A 24,118-nucleotide genomic window follows, 5' to 3' on the forward strand; every position below is an offset into this window, starting at 1 on the left:
TTGGTCTTGTAGCTAAATAATTTAAGGAGAATGATAATATGACTAATAAACTAATAAGTATTGATAAAATAATGGAACATATAAAAGATGGAATGACCATTATGATAGGTGGCTTTATGGGAGTAGGAACTCCAGAAATTATTATTGATGCAATGGTTGAAAAAGGAGTAAAAGATTTAACTATAATAGCAAATGATACAGGATTTCCAGATAAAGGTGTTGGAAAACTAATTGTAAATAAGCAAGCTAAAAAAGTTATTGCATCTCATATTGGTTTAAATCGAGAAACTGGCAAACAAATGAATGAGAAAGAATTAATAGTAGAGTTAGTACCACAAGGTACTCTTGCAGAACAGATAAGATGCGGCGGTGCAGGAATAGGTGGCTTTTTAACAGCTACTGGTGTAGGGACAATTGTGGAAGAGGGAAAAGAAAAAATTAAAGTAGGAGATCAGGAATATCTTTTAGAATTACCATTAAGAGCAGATATAGCCATAGTTGGTGGTTCTGTAGTAGATAAACAAGGAAATACTTTTTATAATGGATCAACAAGAAACTTTAATCCATTAATTGCGACTGCAGCAGATATGGTTATAGTAGGTGCAGAAAAGATTGTAGAGGTTGGAGAAGTTGATCCAAATCATGTAATGACACCAGGTATATTTGTGGACTATATAGTTGGGGGTGAAAATTAATGGATAGCAAAATAGCTAAGCAAATTATTGCTAAAAGAATAGCAAAGGAACTGAAAGATGGAGATGTAGTTAACTTAGGTATAGGTCTTCCTACAATGGTTGCTAACTACATACCAGAAGATATTGATGTAGTATTACAATCAGAAAATGGTTTTGTAGGTTTAGGGTCAGTACCTGAAGATGGAAAAGAAGATAAGGATATTGTAAATGCTGGAGGACAGCCTGTTACTGTAAAAAAAGGAGCAGCATTTTTTGATAGTGTTACATCTTTTGGAATTATTAGAGGTGGACATGTAGATGCTACTGTTTTAGGTGCTTTAGAGGTAGATCAAAAAGGTAATTTAGCAAACTTTATGGTTCCAGGAAAGATGGTTCCAGGTATGGGTGGAGCCATGGATTTAGTTAGTGGGGCTAAAAAAGTAATTATTGCCATGATGCATACAGCTAAAGGTGATCCTAAAATATTAAAACAATGTAAATTGCCGCTTACAGCTGCTGGAAAAGTTAGCCTTATTGTTACAGAAATGGGTGTTATGGAAGTAACAAAAGATGGTCTTGTACTCAAAGAAATTAATGAGGGAGTAAGTGTTGAAGATATATTAGCAGCTACTGAGGCAGATTTAGTAGTTGATGAAAACTTAAAGGTTATGGAAGCATAGAATTGTAACCAAGAATTTTATATATAGCAAAATTGAATAACTTATTGTAAAAAATAAACATAAATAGAATTATTTTCAGGAGGATAATGATGAAAGAAGTAGTTATTGTAAGTGCTGTTAGAACTGCAGTTGGTAAATTTGGTGGAGCTTTAAAGGATGTTCCAGCAGCAGAATTAGGAGCTATAGTTATTAAAGAGGCACTTAATAGAGCAAACGTTAAATCAGAAATGGTTGATGAAGTTATAATGGGTAATGTTATACAAGCTGGATTAGGACAAAATGTAACTAGACAATCTATAATTAAAGCTGGGTTACCTGAAGAAATTCCGGGATTCACTATAAATAAAGTTTGTGGTTCAGGTTTAAGAGCAATTAGTTTGGCGGCTCAAATGATAAAAGCAGGAGATGCAGATGTTGTAATAGCAGGTGGAATGGAAAACATGTCAGCAGCGCCATATGTGCTTCCAACTACAAGATGGGGACAAAGGATGGGCAACGGAACTATTGTAGATACAATGGTAAATGATGCACTTACAGATGCGTTTCAAGGATATCATATGGGAATGACTGCAGAAAATATAGCGGAAAGATGGAAGTTAACAAGAGAAATGCAGGATGAATTTTCAGCAGCATCTCAGCAAAAAGCAGAAATAGCTATAAAAGAAGGAAAATTCAAAGATGAAATAGTTCCTGTGGTTATTAAAACTAGAAAAGGTGAAATAGTATTTGATACAGATGAATTCCCTAGATTTGGAACAACTGCAGAATCTTTAGCTAAATTAAAGCCAGCTTTTAAGAAAGATGGAACTGTTACAGCTGGAAATGCTTCAGGAATAAATGATGGAGCAGCAGCTATGGTTGTTATGAGTGCTGAAAAGGCAGAAATGCTTGGATTAAAACCAATGGTTAAAATAACTTCTTATGGATCAAAGGGACTAGATCCAGCTATCATGGGTTATGGGCCTTTCCATGCAACAAAAGCGGCTTTAGAAAAAGTAAATTTAACAATAGAAGAAATTGATTTAATAGAAGCAAATGAAGCATTTGCAGCACAAAGTTTAGCAGTAGCAAAAGACTTAAATTTTGATATGAGTAAGGTTAATGTAAATGGAGGAGCTATTGCAATAGGACATCCTGTTGGATGTTCTGGAACAAGAATACTTACTACATTATTATATGAAATGCAAAGAAGAGATGTTAAGAGAGGCTTAGCAACTCTTTGTATAGGTGGTGGAATGGGCACTGCTATAATAGTTGAAAGATAGTAAAATTTAATAATTAATAGGCTGTGGACTTATTTAAGCTGTGGACCTAATTAAAACTGCTGGATTAGCAATTTTCAAATTGCTAATCCAGCAGTTTTATATTTTTCATTGAAATTCATAATTTATAATTTCATGGGGATAATAAGCATTGCACCAATTCTTTTTAGACGAAAGGATGATTTTTATGCTTTATTATACAATAGCTGCTTTAGCAGCCATTTTACTAATTATTGGTATTTATTTATTATTTAATAAAAATAGAAAAGATGAAGATAACATAATGGATGATGTTCCTACAATAAATGCCAATAAAGAAGAACTGCAAAAGCATGCAGTAGAAATATCAAATTATGCATCAGTTATAAAGAAAAATAATTATAGAAAGAGACTTATAAAAAGTTTAGATATTAGTTACAAGAAAATATTAAAGGGGTATGACTACATAGATAAGGAAGTTAAAAACAATAAAGAAGTAATACAGGCAGCAGAGTGGCTTTTGGATAATCTTTATTTAATACAAAGAGAGTATTCGGACATAAAAACTAATATGCCTGAAGAATACTATAAAAACCTGCCAGTCATGACTAAAGGAATAATGAAGGATTATCCTAGAATTTATTATGTAGCTATAGAATTGGTTTCTCATACTGATGGGGCAGTTGATGAAGAAACTATAGAAACTTTTATTAATTCATATCAAAAAAATTCTATACTCACAAGTGGAGAGCTTTGGGCATTGCCTATAATGGTTAGGATAGCTCTTATTCAAAACATAAGTAAAATAATTGAAAGAATTGTATTTGCACAAAAAGAAAGAAGAAAAGGAGAGTTAATAGCAGAAAGACTTATAGATTCAGTTAATAATGGTAGATTAGAGGAAGAAATTAAAAAACTTTATTTAGAAGATATAATATTTACATCACACATAGTAGAAAGAATTTTGAAGATATTAAGGGATAATGAAATAGAAAACAGAATTATATATAAATGGATTGATGAGGAATTGGACAATGAAGAAACTGATATAGAAAAAATAGTAAATGTGGAACATCAAAAACAATCTGGTTACCAAATTTCTATAGGTAATTCTATTACAGGAATAAGAGAAGTAGGAGCTTTAAATTGGAAAGAAAGTTTTGAAAAATTAAGTTATGTTGAAAATATATTAAGAAGAGATCCTTCTAAAATTTATGAGAATATGGACTTTGAATCTAGAGATTATTATAGGCATAGTGTAGAAAGGTTAGCAAAGTATATGAATACACCAGAGTCTCTTATAGCTAAAAGAGCAATAGAATGTTCCATAGATGCAAATGATAATAGCGATTCAAAAGAATATGAAAAACATGTAGGATATTACATAATAGATAATGGAATTAAAACTTTAAAGAATAAGATGTTATTTAATGAAAGAGGTATACATAGGATAAAAAACAAATTTATAAGAAATAATGTTAATTCATATATAGGAAGTATAGTAATTGGCACAGTTATAGTTATGGGGTTAATATTAATTTTAGGTTACTACAATGACACTAATCCTCTTTTATGGCAATACATTTTGGCAGCATTTTTAATAGTAATTCCTTGTAGTGAAATTGTTGTGTCAACACTTAACTGGAGTATAAGTAAGCTAGTACAGCCTAGATTTATTCCTAAAATTGAGTTTAGAAAAGGTATACCCACAGAAGCCAGTACAATAGTAGTTATTCCTACATTACTGAATAATGAAAAAAGAGTAAAAGAATTAATAGGAGATATGGAAGTATATTATTTGGCAAACAAAGAACAAAATTTGTATTTTGGATTGCTTGGTGATTTTAAAGATGGTTTTCAGAGAGAAGAAGATGGAGATAAAGATATAACTAATTCTGCTTTAAATTTAATAAAAGATTTAAACAGCAAGTATAGCAAAGATGGAAAAGATATATTTTATTTTTTTAATAGATATAGACAGTACAATGAAAAGGAAGGAATTTGGTTAGGTTGGGAGAGAAAACGTGGTAAATTAGTAGAATTTAATAAATTAATAAGAGGAGACAGAAATACAAGTTATGATGTTATAAGTGGAAACATAAAAGATTTGTATAATATTAAATATGTAATAACATTAGATGCTGATACTCAATTACCTAGAGATAATGCAAAAAGGTTAGTAGGAGCTATGTATCACATTTTAAATAGGCCATATATAGATTTAAAAAATAAAGTAGTATTAAGAGGTCATGGACTCATGCAGCCTAGAGTAGGGGTTGGTACTGAAAGCGCAAATAAAACTGCATTTTCAAAAATATTTTCAGGAGAAGCAGGTATAGATATGTATACTACTGCTGTTTCTGATGTATATGAAGATTTATTTGATGAAGGAATATTTACTGGAAAAGGTATATATGATGTTGATACTTTTAATAGTGTACTTATTGATGAAATTCCTGAAAATTTAGTATTAAGTCATGATTTGTTGGAAGGATCATATATAAGAGCAGCATTAGTTACAGACGTAGAACTTATAGATGGATATCCTGCATATTATAATGCCAGTTGTAAAAGGGTACATAGGTGGACGAGAGGAGATTGGCAGCTTATATCATGGTTATTTAAAAAAAGCCCTTTAAATACACTATCTAGGTGGAAGATATTTGATAATTTAAGAAGAAGTCTTTTGGCACCATCTATAATGATACTTGTTATTGCAGCACTTTTAATGTTTAGAAATCCAGATAAATGGTTGGCTGTAGCATTTATTTCTCTTTTATGTCCTATATTTTTCGATGTATCTGAAACTGTAATTTCACCTATTAAAGGCATAGGACTTTCTGGAAAGCTTATTAGTGGAAAAAATGTTTTGGAACAAGTATTTCTTATATTCTGTTTTTTACCATATCAAGCATATTTGATGCTAGATGCTATAATTAGAACTTTATATAGGCTTGCTATAAGCAAGAAACACTTTCTTCAATGGCAAACAGCTGAAGATGCAGAAGTAAGTTCAGGAAGAGAATTTACAGATTTTATAAAGTTTATGTGGATAGGAAGTGCTATAAGTGCTATTACATTATTTATAGCTTTTCAAAATTCTTTAGATTCAGGGATGTTAATAATGCCATCAGCTGTTATTTGGTTTGTTAGTCCATGGATAGCTTATAGTGTAAGCAAGGAAATAAGAAAAGAAAAAAGGCAATTAACAGATGAACAGGAGAGAATATTAAGAAGACTTACTAGGGAAACTTGGTCTTATTTTGAGGATTTTGTTAATGATGAAAACAATTGGTTGGCACCAGATAATTATCAAGAGGACCCTAGTAATGGCGTAGCTCATAGGACATCACCTACTAATATAGGAATGGGATTAACATCAAATATAGTAGCATATGATTTGGGGTATATTGGTATACTTGAATTTGAACAAAGAGTAGATAAAATAATATCTAATATGGAATCTTTGGAAAAGTTTAAAGGACATTTTTATAATTGGTATGATACTAAAACTAAAATGCCCCTTCATCCTAAATATATATCAACTGTAGATAGTGGTAATTTAATAGGGTATATATGGCTTATAGATGAATCTATAAATGAGTATATGTCAAATTTTGCAATAAGAAAACATGTATTATTAGCATTTAGTGATAATTTAAAGCTTGCTAATCAGGAGATAAAGCATTCTGCAAATATAGAAGATTTTTATATAGATTTAATACATGAATTCAATAATAAAGATTTTAATATATCATCATGGAAAAATGCATTATGTAAAATTAGGGATAAATCTATAGAAATAGAAAAATTTAATGATTGTGCCAGTATATATTGGAATAATAAATTAAAGCATAGTATAAGTAAAAGTTTAAAAGAAATAGAAACTTTTTTTCCTTGGGTTGATATGTTAGTAAAAATGCCAAAAGAAATGGAATTTTTAAAACAGAAATTAATGGATTTGGCGGAAAAGACACCAATTCAAAATTTACCTAAAGAAATAGAGTTTGTTCAATATAAACTTAACAAACTTTTACCTAAATTACAAGATCAACAGCAGTGGATAAAACAAATGAATTCTATGTTGGAAGCTGGCAGTAATGAAATACGAAATATTATAAAAAAATTAAAAGATTTAAAGGAAAGATTGAATAGCATTTCTGAGAATACAGATTTTAGAATGTTATATGATGAAAAAAGACAGCTTTTTTCTATAGGTTATGATATTGAAAAAGATAATATAAGTAATTGCTATTATGACTTATTAGCATCAGAGGCAAGGCAGGCTAGTTTTATATCTATAGCTAAAGGAGATATAGAACAAGGCCATTGGTTTAAGCTTGGAAGGTCCTTGACTACAATCGGTAAAGACAAAGGACTTGTATCTTGGACAGGAACTATGTTTGAATATTTGATGCCTCTTATAATTATGAAGCCTTATCCTGATACTTTATTATATGAAACTTATAGGGCAGTAGTGGATGGTCAGGAAAGGTATGGAAAGGAAAGAAAAGTACCGTGGGGAATATCTGAGTCTGCTTTTTATAATTTTGATGTAGCTTCAAATTATCAATATAAAGCTTTTGGAGTACCTGGGATAGGACTTAAAAGGGGACTTATGAGTGATTTGGTAATATCACCATATTCTACAATCATGGCACTGCAAGTTAATTTAAAAGATGCTTTTAATAATATAAAAAATCTTATTGATATAGGAATGGAAGGCTTATATGGTTTTTATGAATCAATAGATTATACTAAAGAAAGGCTTCCGAAAGGAAAGAAGGAAGCTATAGTTAAATGTTTTATGGTGCATCATGAAGGTATGAGTTTAATGTCACTAGACAATGTATTAAACAATAATGTACTTCAAGAAAGATTTCATAAAATACCAAAAGTAAAGGCTACAGAGTTACTTCTTCAGGAGAAAAAATCCAAGACTATTGTATATGATAGAGAACAGCAGTACGAGAGTACAGATACAATAACAGAAAAGCAAAATTTAGTTACCAGAAGATATACTACAGCAAAAACTGAAATGCCAGAAACACATATTATGTCTAATGGAAGTTATTCTTTAATGATAACTAACAGTGGCTCTGGATATGCTAAAAAAGATGATATGACTGTCTATAGATGGAGAGAAGATGTAACAATAGATAACACAGGAATGTTCTTCTATATAAAAAATCTAAATTCTAATGAATATTGGAGTACTGCATATGAGCCTTGTAAGTTTGAAGGAGAAGATTATAATGTTACATTTTCTTTGGATAAAGCTGAATTTGAAAGAAAAGATGGCAATATAAAAACACACACGGATATTACCGTTTCAAATGAGGATAATGCTGAGGTAAGAAAAATTTTTATAACTAATCAAAGTGAATATAGTAGGGAAATTGAAATTACTAGTTATTGTGAAGTAACATTAGCTCCATATAATGCAGATTTGGTTCATCCATCCTTTGGAAACTTATTTATAAAAACAGAATATGTGGATGATGCTGGATGTATAATTGCTAATAGGAGGCCTAGAGCTCAAGGTTCAAAACAACCTTGGATAATGCAAACTATTGCATTAGAAGGTCAATCAATAGGGTCAATTCAATATGAAACTAGTAGAGTTAACTTTATAGGAAGAGGAAGAGATTTATCAAATCCTGAAGCCATGAGAAACAATGTACAGTTGAAGATGACTTGTGGTGCAGTATTAGATCCTATAATAAGTATGAGAATAAGAGTAAGAATAGAAAAAGGTGAAACTTGTAAAATAGCATTTACAACAGCAATTACGGAATCTAGAGAAGAAGCTATTGAACTTTCTAAAAAGTATAAAGATATGCATAATGTAAATAGAATATTTGAACTATCTTGGACTGGAATACAGGTTGAAATGAAGTATCTAGGAATAAAATCTTCACAAGCCAACATTTATCAGCTTATGGCATCTAAAATTTTATTTTTAAATACACTTTTTAAGGATAGAGAGAAGTATATAAAAAATATAAATAAAGGTCAGTCAGCTTTATGGGCTTATGGAATATCAGGAGATTTGCCTATAGTATTGTTGATAGTGAGAGACGATAAAAATATAGATATGATTAGAAGATTATTAAATGCTCATGAGTACTGGAGTATAAAAGGATTAAAGGTAGATTTGGTCATATTGAATTTGCAGAATAGTTCATATATACAACCATTACAGGATTCCATAAGGGAGCTAATATGTTCCAGTCATGCAAGGGATAAGCAGAATAAAGCAGGTGGAGTTTTCTTGCATAGTAAAGCTACTATAAATGAAGAAGATACAAATTTACTTATGGCTATATCTAGGTTAGTTATAGATGGTGATAAAGGAGCTTTAGTATCTCAAATAAGTGATAATGAGGAAAGTGTAAAAGATGAGGAGATGCTTATAACTAAGCCTAAAGAATATGTATTTAAACCATACAAATTTGATATACCTAAATTATATTATTTTAATGATATAGGAGGATTTCATCATGAAAATAATTCTTATATCATAGTACTTAAGAATTGGGAAACTACTCCTGCTCCATGGATAAATGTAGTTTCAAATGGAAGATTTGGGTTTCATGTTTCTGAAAGTGGAATATCTTATACTTGGAACAAAAATAGCAGAGAAAATAAATTAACTAATTGGTCAAATGATCCAGTAATAGATGGAGAAGCTGAGCAAATATATATAAGAGATGAAAACACAGGTGATTTTTGGAGCATATCACCTAAGCCTATAAGAGATAGTGGCGAATATATTATAGAACATGGTTTTGGCTATTCAAATTTCAAACATGAAGTTCATGGTATTATAGGAGAAATGACTATGTTTGTAGATATGGATGAGAGTGTTAAGCTATGTAGTATAAAGCTTAAAAATAATACAAATGAAAAAAGGCAGCTATCCATAAGCTATTATGCAAAATTAGTTTTAGGTGTAACGCATGAGCAAAGTTCTCAATACATTTTTACGGAATTTAATAATGAAAAAGAATATATGTATAGTTTAAATCCATATAATGAACACTTTGGAACACTTATTTGCTATCTAAAAACCTTTGGAGGAAAAGAAATTTCTTTTACAGGTAATAGAAAAGAGTTTCTTGGAAGAGGTGGAAGTATAATTGAACCTAGAGCTATGAAATTAAATAAATTATCAGATACTATAGGTGCAGGTTTCGATCCTTGCCTAGCTGAAAATGTGAAAATAGATTTGGAAAGTCAAGAAGAAAAAAAGGTTCTAATTTTATTGGGGCAAGGAGAAAATTTTGAGGAATTAGAAAAGGTTATAAACAAATATGATAATGAATTTAAGGCAGAAGAGGAATTAAATAAGGCCAAAGAATACTGGAATAAGCTACTTAATACTATACAAGTTAGAACTCCAGATAAGTCTATGGACATAATGTTAAATGGATGGCTCATGTATCAGATTATATCTTGTAGATTTTGGGCAAGAACTGCTTTTTATCAATCAGGAGGAGCTTATGGATTTAGAGATCAGCTTCAGGATGTAATGGCTGTAAATTATGTAGACAATAGTATACCTAGAGAACATATAATTTATAGTGCTTCTAAACAATATTTAGAAGGTGATGTACAGCATTGGTGGCACCCTGTAGTGAATAGTGGAATAAGAACTAGATTCTCAGATGATTTACTATGGCTACCTTATGTAACTACAGATTATATCCAGAATACAGGAGATTACAGCATTTTGGATGAAGAAGCTGGTTATTTGGAGGATGAACCATTAAAAGAGGGTGAGGATGAAAGATATAATATAGCTAAAATATCTCATAAAAAGGGTAGTATTTATGAACATTGCATAAAAGCTATAGAAAAAGGATTAAATTTTGGACCACACAATATACCTCTAATGGGATCAGGAGATTGGAATGATGGCATGAGTACTGTAGGTAATAAGGGAAAAGGAGAAAGTGTATGGCTTGGATGGTTCTTATATAGCATATTGGATAAGTTTATTCCTTTATGTAAATATAAATCGGATTTTGATAAAGTTAGTAGATATAATGAATTAAAGGAATTTATAAGAGAAAACCTTGAAAAGAATGCTTGGGATGGAAGCTGGTATAGAAGAGCGTATTTTGATGATGGAACTCCTTTGGGATCTATAAAAAATGATGAATGTCAAATAGATTCATTATCACAATCTTGGGCAGTTATATCTGGTGCTGGAAAAGAATCTAGAATAAAAGAGGCTATGAATGCTTTAGAGAAAAACCTAATAAAAGAGGATAAGGGAATAGCATTATTACTTACACCGGCTTTTGATAGGTCTTCTTTAGAACCTGGATACATTAAAGGATATGTGCCAGGAGTAAGGGAAAATGGAGGACAATATACTCATGGATCTATATGGATAATATTGGCCTTAACCAAAATGGGGTATAACAATAAGGCATGGAAACTATTTAACATGATAAATCCAATAAATCATTCAGAATCATATTTAGAATGTCAAACTTATAAAGTAGAACCTTATGTTATGACTGCAGATGTTTATACTGTAGATCCGCATGTAGGAAGAGGTGGATGGAGTTGGTATACTGGTGCTGCTGGATGGATGTATAGAGCAGGAATAGAAGGTATACTTGGATTAAAATTTAGAAAAGGTGATGGATTTACTATAGAACCATGTATACCTGACCAATGGGATAACTATGATATTTATTATAATTTAAAAGAGTGTAAGTACTCTATAGAAGTAAAAAGAGGTGAAGAAAAAGGAGTATGGGTAGATGAGAATAAAATAGATAATAAAGTAATTCCATTTTTTAAAGATGGAAATCATAAGGTAAGAGTTGTAATTTAAAAAAATGTGAAGCATTTTTTAGAGGACAATTGACAGAGAAAAGCATCCTTCACTGTCATCTGTCCTCTGAAAAAGTTCAGTATTTAAAAATTTTTGTTTTAACTCAAAGGTACTCAGTTGAATCTATGATGCGTCATACTAATAAGAAATAGATTAAAAAGCAAGAAAATTTAAAAAACGAGAAGGAATTTAACAAATTTTGTTGAATTATTAATAAATATATAGTGTTAAAGGAGGAATAATAATGACAGATGTTAGACAAGTTTATAAATGTGAGATTTGTGGTAATATGGTAGAGGTTATTCATAAAGCTGGAGGAACTTTAGTGTGTTGTGGAAAACCTATGACTCTTCTTTCAGAAAATACTATGGATGCAGCAGTAGAAAAACATGTACCTGTAATAGAAAAATTACAAGATGGTATAGTTGTAAAAGTTGGGGAAGTTGAACATCCTATGCTAGAAAATCATTATATTGAATGGATAGAGGTTCATACTGCAAATAAAGTATATAGAAAATATTTAAAACCAGGAGAAAAGCCAGAAGCTATATTTAAGGTAGATGAAGAAATTTTATTTGCTAGAGAGTATTGTAATGTTCATGGATTGTGGAAAAAATAAAATTTAAATAATGTGTTGACAATTTAACATTTAAGGAATAATATAAACTAAAAGAATTATACATGCAAAAATCCTTTGATAAGAGGCAAGTATGTTTGAAAACAGATTCAAAGAGAGCTGTAGGGGCTGTGATTACAGTAATTATGATTAAACAGAATGGATCTTGGAGGATCAGGATGAATTAAAAGTACTCTTTTGACGTAAGTCATACGTTATAATGGCAGGATATGTATGTATCTTAAATAAGAAAAAGGTTTAATATCTTTTTGAATTTAGGTGGCACAGTGTTAACACGCCCTATGATTAATGGAAATCATAGGGCTTTTTTTATATAAACATACTAGGAGGTAATAAAATTGGAAGAAAATAAAAAAGTAATATTTAGTGGAATTCAACCATCAGGAAACTTAACTATAGGAAATTACCTAGGAGCTTTAAAAAATTGGGTTAAACTTCAAGATGAATATGATTGCTACTTTTGTGTAGTTGATCTTCATGCTATAACTGTAAGACAGGAACCAAAAGATTTGAGAAGAAGAACACTAGAAGTGTTGGCAATATATTTAGCAGCAGGCATTGATCCTGAAAAAAACACTATATTTATACAGTCACATGTACCTACACATAGTGAAGCAAGCTGGTTATTGACTTGTTGTGCAACATATGTTGGCGAATTAGGAAGAATGACTCAATATAAAGACAAATCAAAGAAATATGGAGACTCAATAGGTGCAGGACTTTTAAACTATCCAGTATTAATGGCAGCAGATATATTATTATATAATGCAGATTTAGTTCCTGTAGGTAAGGATCAAACTCAGCACATTGAGCTTACAAGAGATATTGCACAAAGGTTTAATAATTTATATAGCCCAACCTTTAAATTACCAGAGGGATATATACCAAAGTTAGGTGCAAAAATAATGGATTTACAGGAACCTACTAAGAAGATGTCAAAGTCTTCAGATAACCCTAATAGCTATATATTAATTATGGATCCGCCAGAAGTTATAAGAAAAAAGATAAACAGATGTGTTACAGACAGTATAGGAGTAGTTAAATATACAGATGATCAACCGGGTATAAAAAATTTAATTACAATATTAAATGCTATTACAGGTATAAGTGTTGAAGATATAGAAAAGAAATATGAAGGTCAAGGATATGCTCAATTTAAAAATGATGTAGCAGAAGCTATAGTAAATGAATTAGAACCTATACAGAAAAAGGTAAAAGAATTTACAGAGGATAAGGAATATCTTCAAAATATATATAGAAAAGGTGCAGAAAAAGCTTACTATGTTTCTAATAAAATGCTTAGAAAAATGCAGAAGAAAATTGGATTTATTCCTGTAGCAAAATAGAGAATAAGTGGTAAAATAATTTTATAACCTAAAAAAAGATGCGTTTTAATATGCATCTTTTTAATTGCATGGTTGGGAGGTTGAAAGTGACTAACATAAATAACACTAAAAATATTTTATATAAGTGGAATAATTTTAGATTAAAAATTATTTTGGAAGGAATAATAGTAGGATTCTTTTCAGGATTATTAATTGTAAGCTATAGATATACATTGGAGAAAGCACTCAGTTTTGCAAAGTATGTTTATGCATTACAATTGAAAAACATCTTCTTGATTCCGATTTGGACAATAATTCTTATTATAAGTGGATGGATTGTAGGAATAATTATGAAAAAGGAACCTATGGCTTCAGGAAGTGGTATACCACAAGTTGAAGGAATAGTAGCTGGGAAACTTACCATGAACTGGTGGAAAGTAATATTGGCTAAATTTTTAGGAGGTGCTATTTGTATAGGTGCTGGGTTATCTTTGGGGAGAGAAGGTCCTTCTGTTCAAATGGGAGCAGCTGTCGGACAAGGTGTCGGAAGGATTTTTAAAAGAATTAAAGTAGAAGAAAAATTTCTTATAACCAGTGGGGCTAGTGCAGGGCTTGCTGCAGCATTTAATGCGCCCTTGGCAGGTGTAATTTTCGCCTTAGAAGAAGTACATAAAAATTTTTCACCTATAGTTATGACAACAGCATTAGCAGCATCCATAACTTCAGATTTTGTTTGTAAAAACTTTTTTGGATTAAAACCAGTATTTGATTTTAAAAATTTAAAACCAATACCGCTGAATAATTATATATATATAATTATACTAGGTGTAATTTTGGGAATATTAGGAGTGGCTTTTAATAAATGTATATTTAAAAGTCAGGAATTGTATGCTAAACAGAAGTGGTTACCTCCTGAAGCAAGGCCTATAATAGCATTTCTTATATCAGGAGTAATTGGATTAACTTTACCAGAAGTTTTAGGAGGAGGACATGAGATCATAGGTTCTCTTGTAAATTACTCATTTCCATTAAAGGTATTATTAATATTATTAATAGTTAAATTTTTCTTTACTATGGTAAGTTTTGGATGTGGAGCACCAGGTGGAATATTTCTTCCGCTTTTAGTTATTGGCGGGTTAATAGGAATAAGCTATGGTGATTTGATAAAGGGTTTATTTGGATTTAACCAAAGCTATATAAATAATCTAATAATACTAGGTATGGCAGGCTATTTTGCTGCAACGGTTAAATCGCCCATAACAGGATGCGTTTTAATTACTGAAATGACAGGATCATTTTCTCATTTGCTTTCACTCAGTTTAGTATGTTTAACAGCATATGTTACTGCAGATATAATGAAATCAAAGCCAATATATGAGGTATTGCTTAAAAATTTTTTAAATAAAAATATTAGTGAATTTCAATGTGAAGAGGGAAACAAAGAAATTATAGAAATAGCTGTTTGTATGGGATCAACGCTGGATGGTAAAAAGATAAAGGAAGTTAAATGGCCAGATCAATGTTTATTGGTATCAGTTAAAAGAGGCGCAGAAGAAATTATACCAAAAGGAAATACATCGATCTGTGTAGGCGATTATTTAGTCGTATTAGCAAATGAAAAAGACATTGATTATGTAAAAGAGCATTTGTGCCTGTTAGCAGAGAAATGAAATAATTCATAAAAAATATGATTGATATGGATATGTTTTCCTATCAATCATATTTTTATTTTATTATATTTAGCACACTTTATCCTCTAATATAAACTTGTTTATTACATGTGCTACTCCATTTTCTTCATTAGTTTTTGTTACATAATCTGCAATTTCTTTAATTTCAGGAAAAGCATTACCCATAGCTACTCCAAGACCAGCATATTTTATCATATGGATGTCATTACCTGCATCACCCATACATATTACCTCTTCTCTTTTTATTCCTAGATTTTTAGCTAATATATCAACACCAACACCTTTATTTACAGAATTATTTACAAACTCAAGGAAAAAAGGTGCACTTCTTACTACAGTATATTTGCTATAAACTTCATCAGGAAGCTGTTCAATAGCACTGTCTAATAAATTTTCATTATCTATAAACATTACTTTTATTATAGTTGTATTTGGATCTAAATCATCAAAGTTTAATAATTCAATGTCGATTCCATTCATAGTTGCTTCATGTTCGGTGTATTTATTAAGTTTTGGTGTTATACAAGATGTAGGAGTAGATATATGAATATTAATATCTAATTTTTGACTTAAATTGTATAGGTATTTAACATCATCTATCGTCATTAAAGTTTTTGATAAAACTTTACCAGTTTTGGTATTTTGAATTACAGCACCATTAAAAGCAACAGCGTAGTCATTTTCAGTGGTTAAATTCAATTGATTTAAATACTTTTCTATACCTTTTAAAGGTCTTCCAGTGGCTAAAACTACTTTAACCCCTTTTTCTTTAGCATTTTCAATAGCTTGAAAGTTTTCTTTAGATATATTTTTATTTTTATTTAATAAAGTACCATCCATATCAAGAGCTAATAACTTGTACATTTTCAACCTCCAAAATTAAGTTTTATTGACATGATTATTATAACATTTGTATGATTAAAAGAAATTTAGTGCAAATAGAATATTTAGCTGTAAAAAAAGGTCTATAGCAAAATTAAACGTTTACCATATATGACAACTTCGTTTAGTAATTTTTTAAATATTTCATTTGTATACGGCTAATTGAATCCATAATAAGTTAAGTTGACATTGGTTAATAATAAAGTTAAAATCATTGTTGAAAGCAAAAAAATAAAGGGGAGAGAGAAGTGTGGCAGATTTAACAAAAGAGATTGAAAGAAGAAGAACCTTTGCCATAATATCCCATCCGGATGCCGGAAAAACAACACTTACTGAAAAATTATTGTTGTATGGAGGCGCAATCAGATTAGCAGGTTCAGTTAAAGCTAGAAAAGCTTCGAAGCATGCAGTATCTGACTGGATGGAAATAGAAAAGCAAAGAGGTATTTCAGTTACATCTTCAGTTATGCAATTTAACTATGATGATTACTGTATAAATATATTGGATACACCAGGACATCAAGACTTCAGTGAAGATACATATAGAACGTTAATGGCAGCAGATAGTGCAGTAATGGTAATTGACTCTGCAAAAGGAGTTGAGGAACAAACTAAGAAGCTATTTCATGTATGCAGTCTTAGGGGAATACCTATATTTACATTTGTAAATAAGATGGATAGAGAAAGCAAAGATCCCTTTGAACTAATGGAAGATATAGAACAAGTTTTGGGAATTAAGTCTTATCCTATGAATTGGCCAATTGGATCAGGTGCAGATTTTAGGGGAGTTTATGACAGAAATAAAAAGCTTATAGAGGTTTTTAATGGAGGAAATCATGGTCAAACTCAAGTAGAGGCAATGGAAGGTAATGTAGATGACAATGTATTTAAAGATTTGCTTGGGGATGCTCTTCATGAAAAATTAAAAGAGGATATAGAATTACTAGATATTGCTGGTGATGAATTTGATTTAAAGAATGTAAGAGAAGGAAATCTAACACCTGTATTCTTTGGAAGTGCTCTTACAAACTTTGGAGTAGAGCCGTTTTTAAAAGAATTCTTACATCTTACGACTCCGCCATTACCAAGAGAATCTGATCAAGGCGAAGTAGATGTATTTGAGGAAAATTTTTCATCTTTTATATTTAAAATACAAGCTAATATGAACCCAGCTCATAGAGATAGAATTGCTTTTATGAGAATATGTTCAGGAAAATTTAAAAAGGGAATGGAAGTTTTTCATGTTCAAGGAAAAAATAAGATAAAGCTAGCTCAACCACAACAATTTTTAGCACAGGACAGGGAAATAGTAGAGGAAGCCTATGCTGGAGATATAATAGGAGTATTTGATCCAGGTATTTTTAGAATAGGAGATACTCTGTGTTCAAGTTCTAAAAAATTTAAGTTTGAAGGAATACCAATATTTGCTCCAGAACATTTTGCAAGAATAAAAACTATAGATACCATGAAAAGAAAGCAATTTATAAAAGGAATAACAGAAATTTCTCAAGAAGGTGCTATTCAAGTTTTTAAAGAATTACATATAGGTATAGAAGAAATTATAGTAGGAGTAGTTGGTGTGTTACAATTTGAAGTTTTAGAATATAGAATGAAAAACGAATATAATGTAGACATTAAAATGGATGTGCTTGCTTATAGAAATATAAGATGGATAGAAAATTCAGAAGTAAACCCTGAAAAGCTTGTTCTAACTAGTGATACAAAGTTAGTAAAAGATTTGAAGGATAGAAACATACTTATATTCCAAAGTGAATGGTCTATAAATTGGACTTTAGATCATAATAAGGGACTTATTCTGTCTGATATAGGTAAATCTGAATAATTAGTATAAATTGTGAAAAGGCTTAAAACTTTAATTGTATTTTAACAATTAAAGTTTTAAGCCTTTAAATTTTAGTACTATAATGAACGAAAATTGTAGTCAGTTAAATATGTTGAACGAATAGTTTTATAATATATAGAAGTAAGAGGTGTTGATATTATTGATTTACCTTTGTCCAATATAAAATCTACTAATTTGACATTGCAATATGCAAGAAGCAATCCGGCTAAGACATCAATAACCCAATGTATTTCAAGGTACATTGTAGAGAATATTACACTTAAACAAAAGAATCCCCACAAATACTTGAATAGTTTATTTTTCTCTCTCATAACTAGTAAAAACATAGCAAAAGCTATAGATGTATGCATAGATGGGAAACAATTAAGAGCAACACCTGCAGCTGCCTCAGGACTCAAGTGTCTATTTAATCCATCAGGATGCCCAAGCACATACCAAACTTCTTGAAGATGGAATGTTAAATAAAATGGAGTAATTAAAAATACTTGTAAAACATGTCCACCTAAAGCATATCTAATCATTTTTTTAAAATCTTTAGATATAGCGGCTCTATAAAGAGGAAGCAAAACAGGTAGAACAAAGCCATTATTATAAACCATTCTTAAAATCCAAGTAAGAGTTTCAGGTTGGTATATTCTCGCAAAACCAGCATCATTAAAAGGTATTTTACTGAACATAGGGTTTAAATCAACAACGATATTTCTACTTATCTGCCAACTTAACATTTTGCCCCAGAATGCATATCCATGGACATTTATGTAGGATATAAACATCAAAAATGGTATACACAGTATTAGGAATGGAATCCATTTAACATCTTTTCTTATCTCAGAATATGCTGTAAAACTGGCAAAAGCTAGTAGAAAAAGATATGTTTTATAATCTACACCAGAATTAGAATGTAGTGCAACACCCACAGCTCTTTTTAAAAGATACAAGCCTATAAGTATAAAATAATATCTATTTAACAAGTCAAGTGCTTTAGAAATCAGATTGCGTGCTGTTCCTGAAGTACTTTTAATATTGAAATTTAACATAACTTTTTTAACCCCCTTCTCACACAAAATAAATTATAACATGACTGTATTATTAAGTACATATCAAAATAAACAAAAAAGCTCTGATTCCGACAATCTAATCTGGAACCAGAGTAAAAAAGTATCATATACCCTTTTTTTTACCTAATAGAGTATCAATGATAAAGACTAAAGCAGTAAATAATAAAAGAAGATTTATAAATCCTCCACCTATTTTAAAGATCAATCCTATTATCCAAAATAATATAATAAAACCACCTAACCAGCGTAAAAACATCATATATAGTACCTCCTGTAAAAAACAATTTAGTATTATAGAAAATAAAAAAATTTTTTAAATAAATTTAGATTGATATACACAATAATGTTATTGTTATCATTATCATAAAAAATTATTACAGCAAGTTAAGTTTGAATTTTCTGTAAATTCTCCTCAGTGTACCCATACATTTTTCAATTAGATAAAATATTAATATAATAGTTATAAATAATTTTTGGATGAGGAGTGTAGTTAGAAATGGAAAATAAAAATCTGGCTGGCAGTCAATTAAAAATTAATGATATAGTTCAAATATCATTAATGGCAGCTATCACATATATTGCTACAGCTGTAATTAATATACCTAGTGGTGTAATTATTAAAGGAGTAGTTCATCTTGGTGATAGCATGGTATTTTTAGCTGCTATACTTTTAGGTAAGAAAAAAGGTTTTCTATCGGCAGCAATAGGAATGTGTATATTTGACTTGTTTTCACCCTATGCAATATGGGCACCTTTCACTTTTGCTATAAAAGGGGTTATGGCATATATAGCAGCCAAAATAGCTTATAGGAAAGATTATGATGGTAACAATATTTTTAATAATGCGTTTGCATTTATTTTAAGTGGAATATGGATGATAGGTGCGTATTATTTGACTGGAGCTGTAATAATGCATTTTGTAACTAAAATAGCATTTGCACAAGCTTTTGTTTTATCAGCAGCTGAAATTCCTGGAAACATAGCTCAAGTTGCAGCAGGTATGGCTTTAGCGTTACCTTTAGGGAAAGTACTAAAAAAGGCTAATATTGTAAAGAAATAATAAAAAAGAGGTTTTAAAACCTCTTTTTTTAAAAATAGTTTTTAATTAGCTATTTCTCATTCTATTTTTTTCAGCTTTTCTTTTTCTTCTACAATCAGGACATCTTACAGGATCGTTTTCAAATCCTTTTTCCTTGTAAAATTCTTGTTCGCCTTCAGTAAATACAAAATCTTGTCCGCAGTCTTTACATACGATAGTCTTATCTGCCATTAAAAAAACCTCCTTAAAATCATAGGACTAATTTTCTTGGATAACTTACCTCCTATGAAGAAAAGGAGAATAGAATACCTGGAAAAATTAACCTACTTATAAAAAATGATAGAGTTTATACCCTATACATGTATTATAGCATATTGTAAAAAAAAAACAATATTTAAATTTCGTTTTTACCATTACTCTGCATTATCTTTGCTAAGCTATGTGTAGCTTGGTTTTTCGTTGCTAAATGATATGAAGTATTTTTCAGATAAAAATCGTCTTTTAAAAAATTTGTTCCACATTGTGATTATCCTCATTCTTTAAGAAGGTGGGGATATTAGCAATGGTAGCAATTCCATAAATTTTTGTAAATAAGATTAAGCAATATTTATATAAGTGAGGTATAATAAATCTATTAAAATATTTACTGAGTTTTTGAATATAAATATTTATATAATGAATTTGAGGGTTTTAATTATGGATAGAAAAAAATTTTTAAACTTGCTTAAAAAATCAGAAGGTACTAAATTAGATTTTAAACAGGCTATAGAGATAGAAACTGATAGTGGTAGAAAAGAGCTTGCAAAGGATATATGTGCTATAGCTAATTCCAGAGGTGGAAGAGGTTATTTAATAATAGGAGTAGAAGATAAGACTAAAAAGGTTCTAGGAATTGATAATGTTAATTTTAGTGAAGAAAAAGTACAGCAAATTGTGAGTTCAAGAATTGAACCGCCTATACCTGTATCATTGGAATTTATAGAGTACGAATGTAAAAAAGTAGCCATTATAAATATATATGATGGACCTCAAAAACCTTATCAGATTAAGGATAATGGAGCGTTTTATATAAGAAGGGGATCTACTAATGATACTATGAGAAAGCAAGAAATAATTTCTTCACTTCAGGAAAACTTAAATTTGAATATTGAATTATTCCCAATACCTCATAGTGATTTAAAGTGTATAGACACTGAAATAGTGGATAGATACTTTTTTTCTCAAGGAATAGAAGTAAATGATGAAAATAGAGTTGAACTTATGGAGAATGCTTCTATTATACATATGGATAAGGATTCTGGAAGGTACATGGCTACCCTAGGAGGAATTTTAATTTTTTCTAAGAAAAACAATGTATATATATCACATAATATGATAAAAATAATTAATAGAACTAGCAAAAATTTATATGAAACTATAATAATTCAAGGGGATCTCCTTTCTATGTTGGATGAAAGTGAAAAGTTTTTACAGAAAATATTACCTAAAGCATATCCTATAGAATCAATATATGAAGGAATAAGAAATGCTGTTTTATATAGGGATTATACAATGTATTATAAAGAAATAGAAGTGATAGTAGATTTTAATAGTATTGTTATAACTAGTCCTGGAATATTAGTAAAGAGAACAAATAAAAATTCTATTAATTACATGAGAAAAAATATGTGGATATATGAAAAAATAATTGCATTAGATAAAAAAGGAAGATTTGTAAAAAATGGAACAGGGTTTAATAGAATGCAGAAAGCTTTTAAAAATAAGGGGAGAATAAGTCTTATCAATGTTATTAAAGATGGTGAATTTAAAGTTATATATCCTGGTATAAAAAAGTTTAAATAGAATATATTAAAAAATACATTTAATATATTCTATAAGAAGTTTAAGTATTTTAGAATATTTTCAAAGTTATTCTAAATAACGTTGAAAAAAAATTCTGAATATTATATAATTTACTTAAGAGAGTGGCATAAAATATTAAAGTAAGGGGTGGTAACCATGATTCATGTATTCTGCAACAAGAGAGGTTCAGGCAAAACAAAGGCATTAATTAATCTTGCTAATGAAAAGGTTTTAACAAACAAGGGACACATTGTGTATATCGATGATGATAGAAGACCACTACTAGAGTTGGATAGACGAATAAGATTTATTGCTACTAACGAATTTTACTTAAAAAATCAGGAAAGTTTTTACGGTTTTTTGTGCGGCATACTTTCAGAAGATTATGATATTGATACAATTTTTATTGATGGATTGTTTAATATTGTAGAAGGAAATCTTCATGATGCAGCACATTTATTTTATTTATTAGAAAAATTAATGGAGAGTAATGATGTTGACATTTATATTAATATAAATGGGGATAAGGAGATGCCAGATTTTATAAAAAAATATGTGGCTTAACTAGAATTTAAAATAGAAAATAAATTAATATTAAAATAAGAGACTGGATGTAAAATCCAGTCTTAAATTTTATACTAAAAAAGTAATAAGTATTAAAATGTTGATAAAAAAATATTTTAAATATATACTAGAAACTATAGAAAAAGGCAAATATAAGAATATGTAGAAAGGTAGTGATTGAAGTGGCTAATGTTTATGATACATTAATGGAGCGTGGATACATAAAACAAGTTACTCATGAAGAAGAAGTAAGAGATTTATTAGGTAAGGAGAAAGTTACATTTTACATAGGATTTGATCCAACTGCAGATAGTCTTCATGTTGGTCATTTTTTACAAATGATGGTTATGGCTCACATGCAAAGAGCAGGACATAGACCTATAGCATTGCTTGGAGGGGGTACAGCTATGGTTGGTGATCCTTCAGGTAAGACAGATATGAGAAAAATGTTAACAAAAGAACAAATACAACATAATGCAGAATGTTTTAAAAATCAATTTTCAGTTCTTGTGGATTTTGATGATGATAAGGCCATAATGGCTAATAATGCTGATTGGTTATTAAATCTTAATTATGTGGATTTTTTGAGAGAAGTAGGAGTACACTTTTCTGTAAATAGAATGCTTACAGCAGAATGTTTTAAACAAAGATTAGAGAAAGGATTGTCTTTCCTTGAATTCAATTATATGTTAATGCAGGGATATGACTTTCTTGAACTTAACAGAAGATATGGTTGTACATTGCAATTAGGTGGAGATGATCAATGGTCAAATATAATAGCAGGAGCAGATTTGATAAGAAGAAAAGAAAGTAAACCTGCGTATGGAATGACCTTTGCGCTTTTAACTAATAGTGAAGGTAAAAAAATGGGTAAAACAGAGAATGGTGCATTATGGTTAAATAAAGAAAAAACTTCACCATATGAGTTTTATCAGTACTGGAGAAATGTAGCAGATTCAGATGTAGAAAAATGCTTAGCGCTTTTAACTTTCTTACCTATGGATGAAGTTAAAAGATTAGGAGCACTTCAAGGTGCTGAAATAAACGAAGCTAAGAAGGTTCTTGCCTATGAGGTTACTAAGATTGTTCATGGTAAAGAAGAGGCAGAAAAAGCAAAAACTGCAGCAGAAGCATTATTTGCTGGGGGAGCTAGCATGGAAAATGTTCCAACAGTAGAAATAACAGAAGATGAACTTGGATGTACTATAATAGACTTAATTGTAAACACAAAAATACTTCCATCTAAAAGTGAAGCAAGAAGACTTATACAGCAAGGTGGCCTGACAATAAATGATGAAAAGGTGACAGATACTAATTTGGTAATAACAAAAGCAAGCTTTAATGATAAGTCTATGCTTATTAGAAGAGGAAAGAAAAATTATAACAGAATAGTAATTAAATAAAAATAAAACACTGTTTTTAAAGTCTAGTAAATTAAATGGCTTTAAAAACAGTGTTTTTCTATTATTTATGGAAAATAACATATTAATCTTTCAATAATTTGGAAAGTAAGTCTATTATTTCATCTACCTTTTTATCTCCAGTATTATTTAGAAAAGCATCTTTTACGCAATGATTAAGGTGTTGTTTTAGAATTAATAAATTGGATTTCTTTAGAAGTGATTGAGCAGCAACTATTTGGTTAGATACATCAATGCAATATCTTCCTTCCTCAATCATTTTAATTATTCCTTCTATTTGTCCTTTTGAGGTTTTTAAACATTGTATAGCTTTTTTCTTCTCTTCATTCACTTACTTTATAACCCC

General features: G+C 30.0%; 17 protein-coding genes. 12 read left to right on the top strand and 5 right to left on the bottom strand.

Features of this window, described 5'->3' with window-relative positions; translation table 11 throughout:
• Positions 1-38: 38 nt before the first annotated feature.
• From atoD to clcA, 7 genes are all read left to right on the top strand, one after another.
• A complete protein-coding gene (gene atoD, locus EG57_RS0201820; protein ID WP_029159484.1) occupies positions 39-695 on the top strand; it encodes an acetate CoA-transferase subunit alpha in 657 nt (218 codons plus the stop codon).
• Entirely contained in the window at positions 695-1,354 is a 660-nt protein-coding gene (locus tag EG57_RS0201825) for a 3-oxoacid CoA-transferase subunit B (protein WP_032075593.1), read from the top strand. The genes atoD and EG57_RS0201825 overlap by 1 nt, the downstream gene beginning before the upstream one ends.
• An 89-nt stretch (positions 1,355-1,443) precedes the next feature.
• Complete coding sequence (locus EG57_RS0201830) at positions 1,444-2,619, top strand: acetyl-CoA C-acetyltransferase (RefSeq protein WP_032075594.1); 1,176 nt, start codon at positions 1,444-1,446, stop codon at positions 2,617-2,619.
• Positions 2,620-2,803: 184 nt separating this feature from the next.
• Complete coding sequence (locus EG57_RS0201835; protein WP_032075595.1) at positions 2,804-11,449, top strand: GH36-type glycosyl hydrolase domain-containing protein; 8,646 nt, start codon at positions 2,804-2,806, stop codon at positions 11,447-11,449.
• Positions 11,450-11,693: 244 nt separating this feature from the next.
• Entirely contained in the window at positions 11,694-12,068 is a 375-nt protein-coding gene (locus EG57_RS0201840; protein ID WP_007059319.1) for a desulfoferrodoxin, read from the top strand.
• A 356-nt stretch (positions 12,069-12,424) separates the two neighbouring features.
• Positions 12,425-13,432, top strand: a complete 1,008-nt coding sequence (gene trpS / locus EG57_RS0201845) for a tryptophan--tRNA ligase (RefSeq protein WP_032075596.1) — start codon at positions 12,425-12,427, stop codon at positions 13,430-13,432.
• An 86-nt stretch (positions 13,433-13,518) separates the two neighbouring features.
• The gene (gene clcA, locus EG57_RS0201850; protein ID WP_032075597.1) at positions 13,519-15,081 is read left to right on the top strand and encodes a H(+)/Cl(-) exchange transporter ClcA; all 1,563 of its coding nucleotides are present in this window, start codon (positions 13,519-13,521) and stop codon (positions 15,079-15,081) included.
• Positions 15,082-15,150: 69 nt separating this feature from the next.
• On the opposite strand, the gene yidA is transcribed toward clcA, so the two are convergent.
• On the bottom strand, positions 15,151-15,966 hold the full coding sequence (gene yidA, locus EG57_RS0201855; protein ID WP_032075598.1) for a sugar-phosphatase: 816 nt from the start codon (positions 15,964-15,966) through the stop codon (positions 15,151-15,153).
• Positions 15,967-16,234: 268 nt separating this feature from the next.
• Here yidA and EG57_RS0201860 point away from each other — a divergent pair, with 268 nt between their 5' ends.
• Positions 16,235-17,827 carry a peptide chain release factor 3 gene (locus EG57_RS0201860; protein WP_032075599.1) on the top strand — a complete coding sequence of 531 codons (1,593 nt, stop codon included), beginning with the start codon at positions 16,235-16,237 and terminating at the stop codon, positions 17,825-17,827.
• Between the two features lie 77 nt (positions 17,828-17,904).
• Here EG57_RS0201860 and EG57_RS0201865 read toward each other — a convergent pair whose 3' ends face one another.
• Both EG57_RS0201865 and EG57_RS26690 read right to left on the bottom strand, forming a co-directional pair.
• Complete coding sequence (locus tag EG57_RS0201865; protein ID WP_032075600.1) at positions 17,905-18,885, bottom strand: phosphatase PAP2 family protein; 981 nt, start codon at positions 18,883-18,885, stop codon at positions 17,905-17,907.
• A 124-nt stretch (positions 18,886-19,009) separates the two neighbouring features.
• Complete coding sequence (locus tag EG57_RS26690) at positions 19,010-19,165, bottom strand: DUF5670 family protein (protein ID WP_200880520.1); 156 nt, start codon at positions 19,163-19,165, stop codon at positions 19,010-19,012.
• A 237-nt stretch (positions 19,166-19,402) separates the two neighbouring features.
• Here EG57_RS26690 and EG57_RS0201870 point away from each other — a divergent pair, with 237 nt between their 5' ends.
• Positions 19,403-19,966, top strand: a complete 564-nt coding sequence (locus EG57_RS0201870; protein WP_032075601.1) for an ECF transporter S component — start codon at positions 19,403-19,405, stop codon at positions 19,964-19,966.
• Positions 19,967-20,011: 45 nt separating this feature from the next.
• Here EG57_RS0201870 and EG57_RS0201875 read toward each other — a convergent pair whose 3' ends face one another.
• Complete coding sequence (locus EG57_RS0201875; protein ID WP_029159494.1) at positions 20,012-20,176, bottom strand: zinc-ribbon domain-containing protein; 165 nt, start codon at positions 20,174-20,176, stop codon at positions 20,012-20,014.
• Between the two features lie 465 nt (positions 20,177-20,641).
• Here EG57_RS0201875 and EG57_RS0201880 point away from each other — a divergent pair, with 465 nt between their 5' ends.
• The 3 genes from EG57_RS0201880 to tyrS all read left to right on the top strand — a co-directional run bounded on the left by EG57_RS0201880 (position 20,642) and on the right by tyrS (position 23,754).
• Positions 20,642-21,787: an AlbA family DNA-binding domain-containing protein gene (locus EG57_RS0201880; protein WP_032075602.1), complete on the top strand. Its 1,146-nt coding sequence runs from the start codon at positions 20,642-20,644 to the stop codon at positions 21,785-21,787.
• A 156-nt stretch (positions 21,788-21,943) separates the two neighbouring features.
• On the top strand, positions 21,944-22,351 hold the full coding sequence (locus tag EG57_RS0201885) for a hypothetical protein (protein WP_029159496.1): 408 nt from the start codon (positions 21,944-21,946) through the stop codon (positions 22,349-22,351).
• A 182-nt stretch (positions 22,352-22,533) separates the two neighbouring features.
• Complete coding sequence (gene tyrS / locus EG57_RS0201890; protein ID WP_032075603.1) at positions 22,534-23,754, top strand: tyrosine--tRNA ligase; 1,221 nt, start codon at positions 22,534-22,536, stop codon at positions 23,752-23,754.
• Between the two features lie 82 nt (positions 23,755-23,836).
• On the opposite strand, the gene EG57_RS0201895 is transcribed toward tyrS, so the two are convergent.
• Positions 23,837-24,103, bottom strand: a complete 267-nt coding sequence (locus tag EG57_RS0201895; RefSeq protein WP_032075604.1) for a metal-sensing transcriptional repressor — start codon at positions 24,101-24,103, stop codon at positions 23,837-23,839.
• Positions 24,104-24,118 lie beyond the last annotated feature (15 nt).

This window comes from Clostridium drakei, from assembly GCF_000633595.2.
Lineage (GTDB): Bacteria > Bacillota > Clostridia > Clostridiales > Clostridiaceae > Clostridium_AM > Clostridium_AM drakei.

Bases quoted from the DNA above. Each gene is read 5' to 3' on its own strand.
- EG57_RS0201865 (WP_032075600.1), bottom strand. From the start codon at position 18,885: ATGTTAAATTTCAATATTAAAAGTACTTCAGGAACAGCACGCAATCTG.
- EG57_RS0201885 (WP_029159496.1), top strand. From the start codon at position 21,944: ATGATTCATGTATTCTGCAACAAGAGAGGTTCAGGCAAAACAAAGGCA.
- EG57_RS0201830 (WP_032075594.1), top strand. From the start codon at position 1,444: ATGAAAGAAGTAGTTATTGTAAGTGCTGTTAGAACTGCAGTTGGTAAA.
- EG57_RS26690 (WP_200880520.1), bottom strand. From the start codon at position 19,165: ATGATGTTTTTACGCTGGTTAGGTGGTTTTATTATATTATTTTGGATA.
- EG57_RS0201880 (WP_032075602.1), top strand. From the start codon at position 20,642: ATGGATAGAAAAAAATTTTTAAACTTGCTTAAAAAATCAGAAGGTACT.
- EG57_RS0201870 (WP_032075601.1), top strand. From the start codon at position 19,403: ATGGAAAATAAAAATCTGGCTGGCAGTCAATTAAAAATTAATGATATA.
- EG57_RS0201875 (WP_029159494.1), bottom strand. From the start codon at position 20,176: ATGGCAGATAAGACTATCGTATGTAAAGACTGCGGACAAGATTTTGTA.
- EG57_RS0201825 (WP_032075593.1), top strand. From the start codon at position 695: ATGGATAGCAAAATAGCTAAGCAAATTATTGCTAAAAGAATAGCAAAG.
- yidA (WP_032075598.1), bottom strand. From the start codon at position 15,966: ATGTACAAGTTATTAGCTCTTGATATGGATGGTACTTTATTAAATAAA.
- EG57_RS0201835 (WP_032075595.1), top strand. From the start codon at position 2,804: ATGCTTTATTATACAATAGCTGCTTTAGCAGCCATTTTACTAATTATT.
- atoD (WP_029159484.1), top strand. From the start codon at position 39: ATGACTAATAAACTAATAAGTATTGATAAAATAATGGAACATATAAAA.
- EG57_RS0201840 (WP_007059319.1), top strand. From the start codon at position 11,694: ATGACAGATGTTAGACAAGTTTATAAATGTGAGATTTGTGGTAATATG.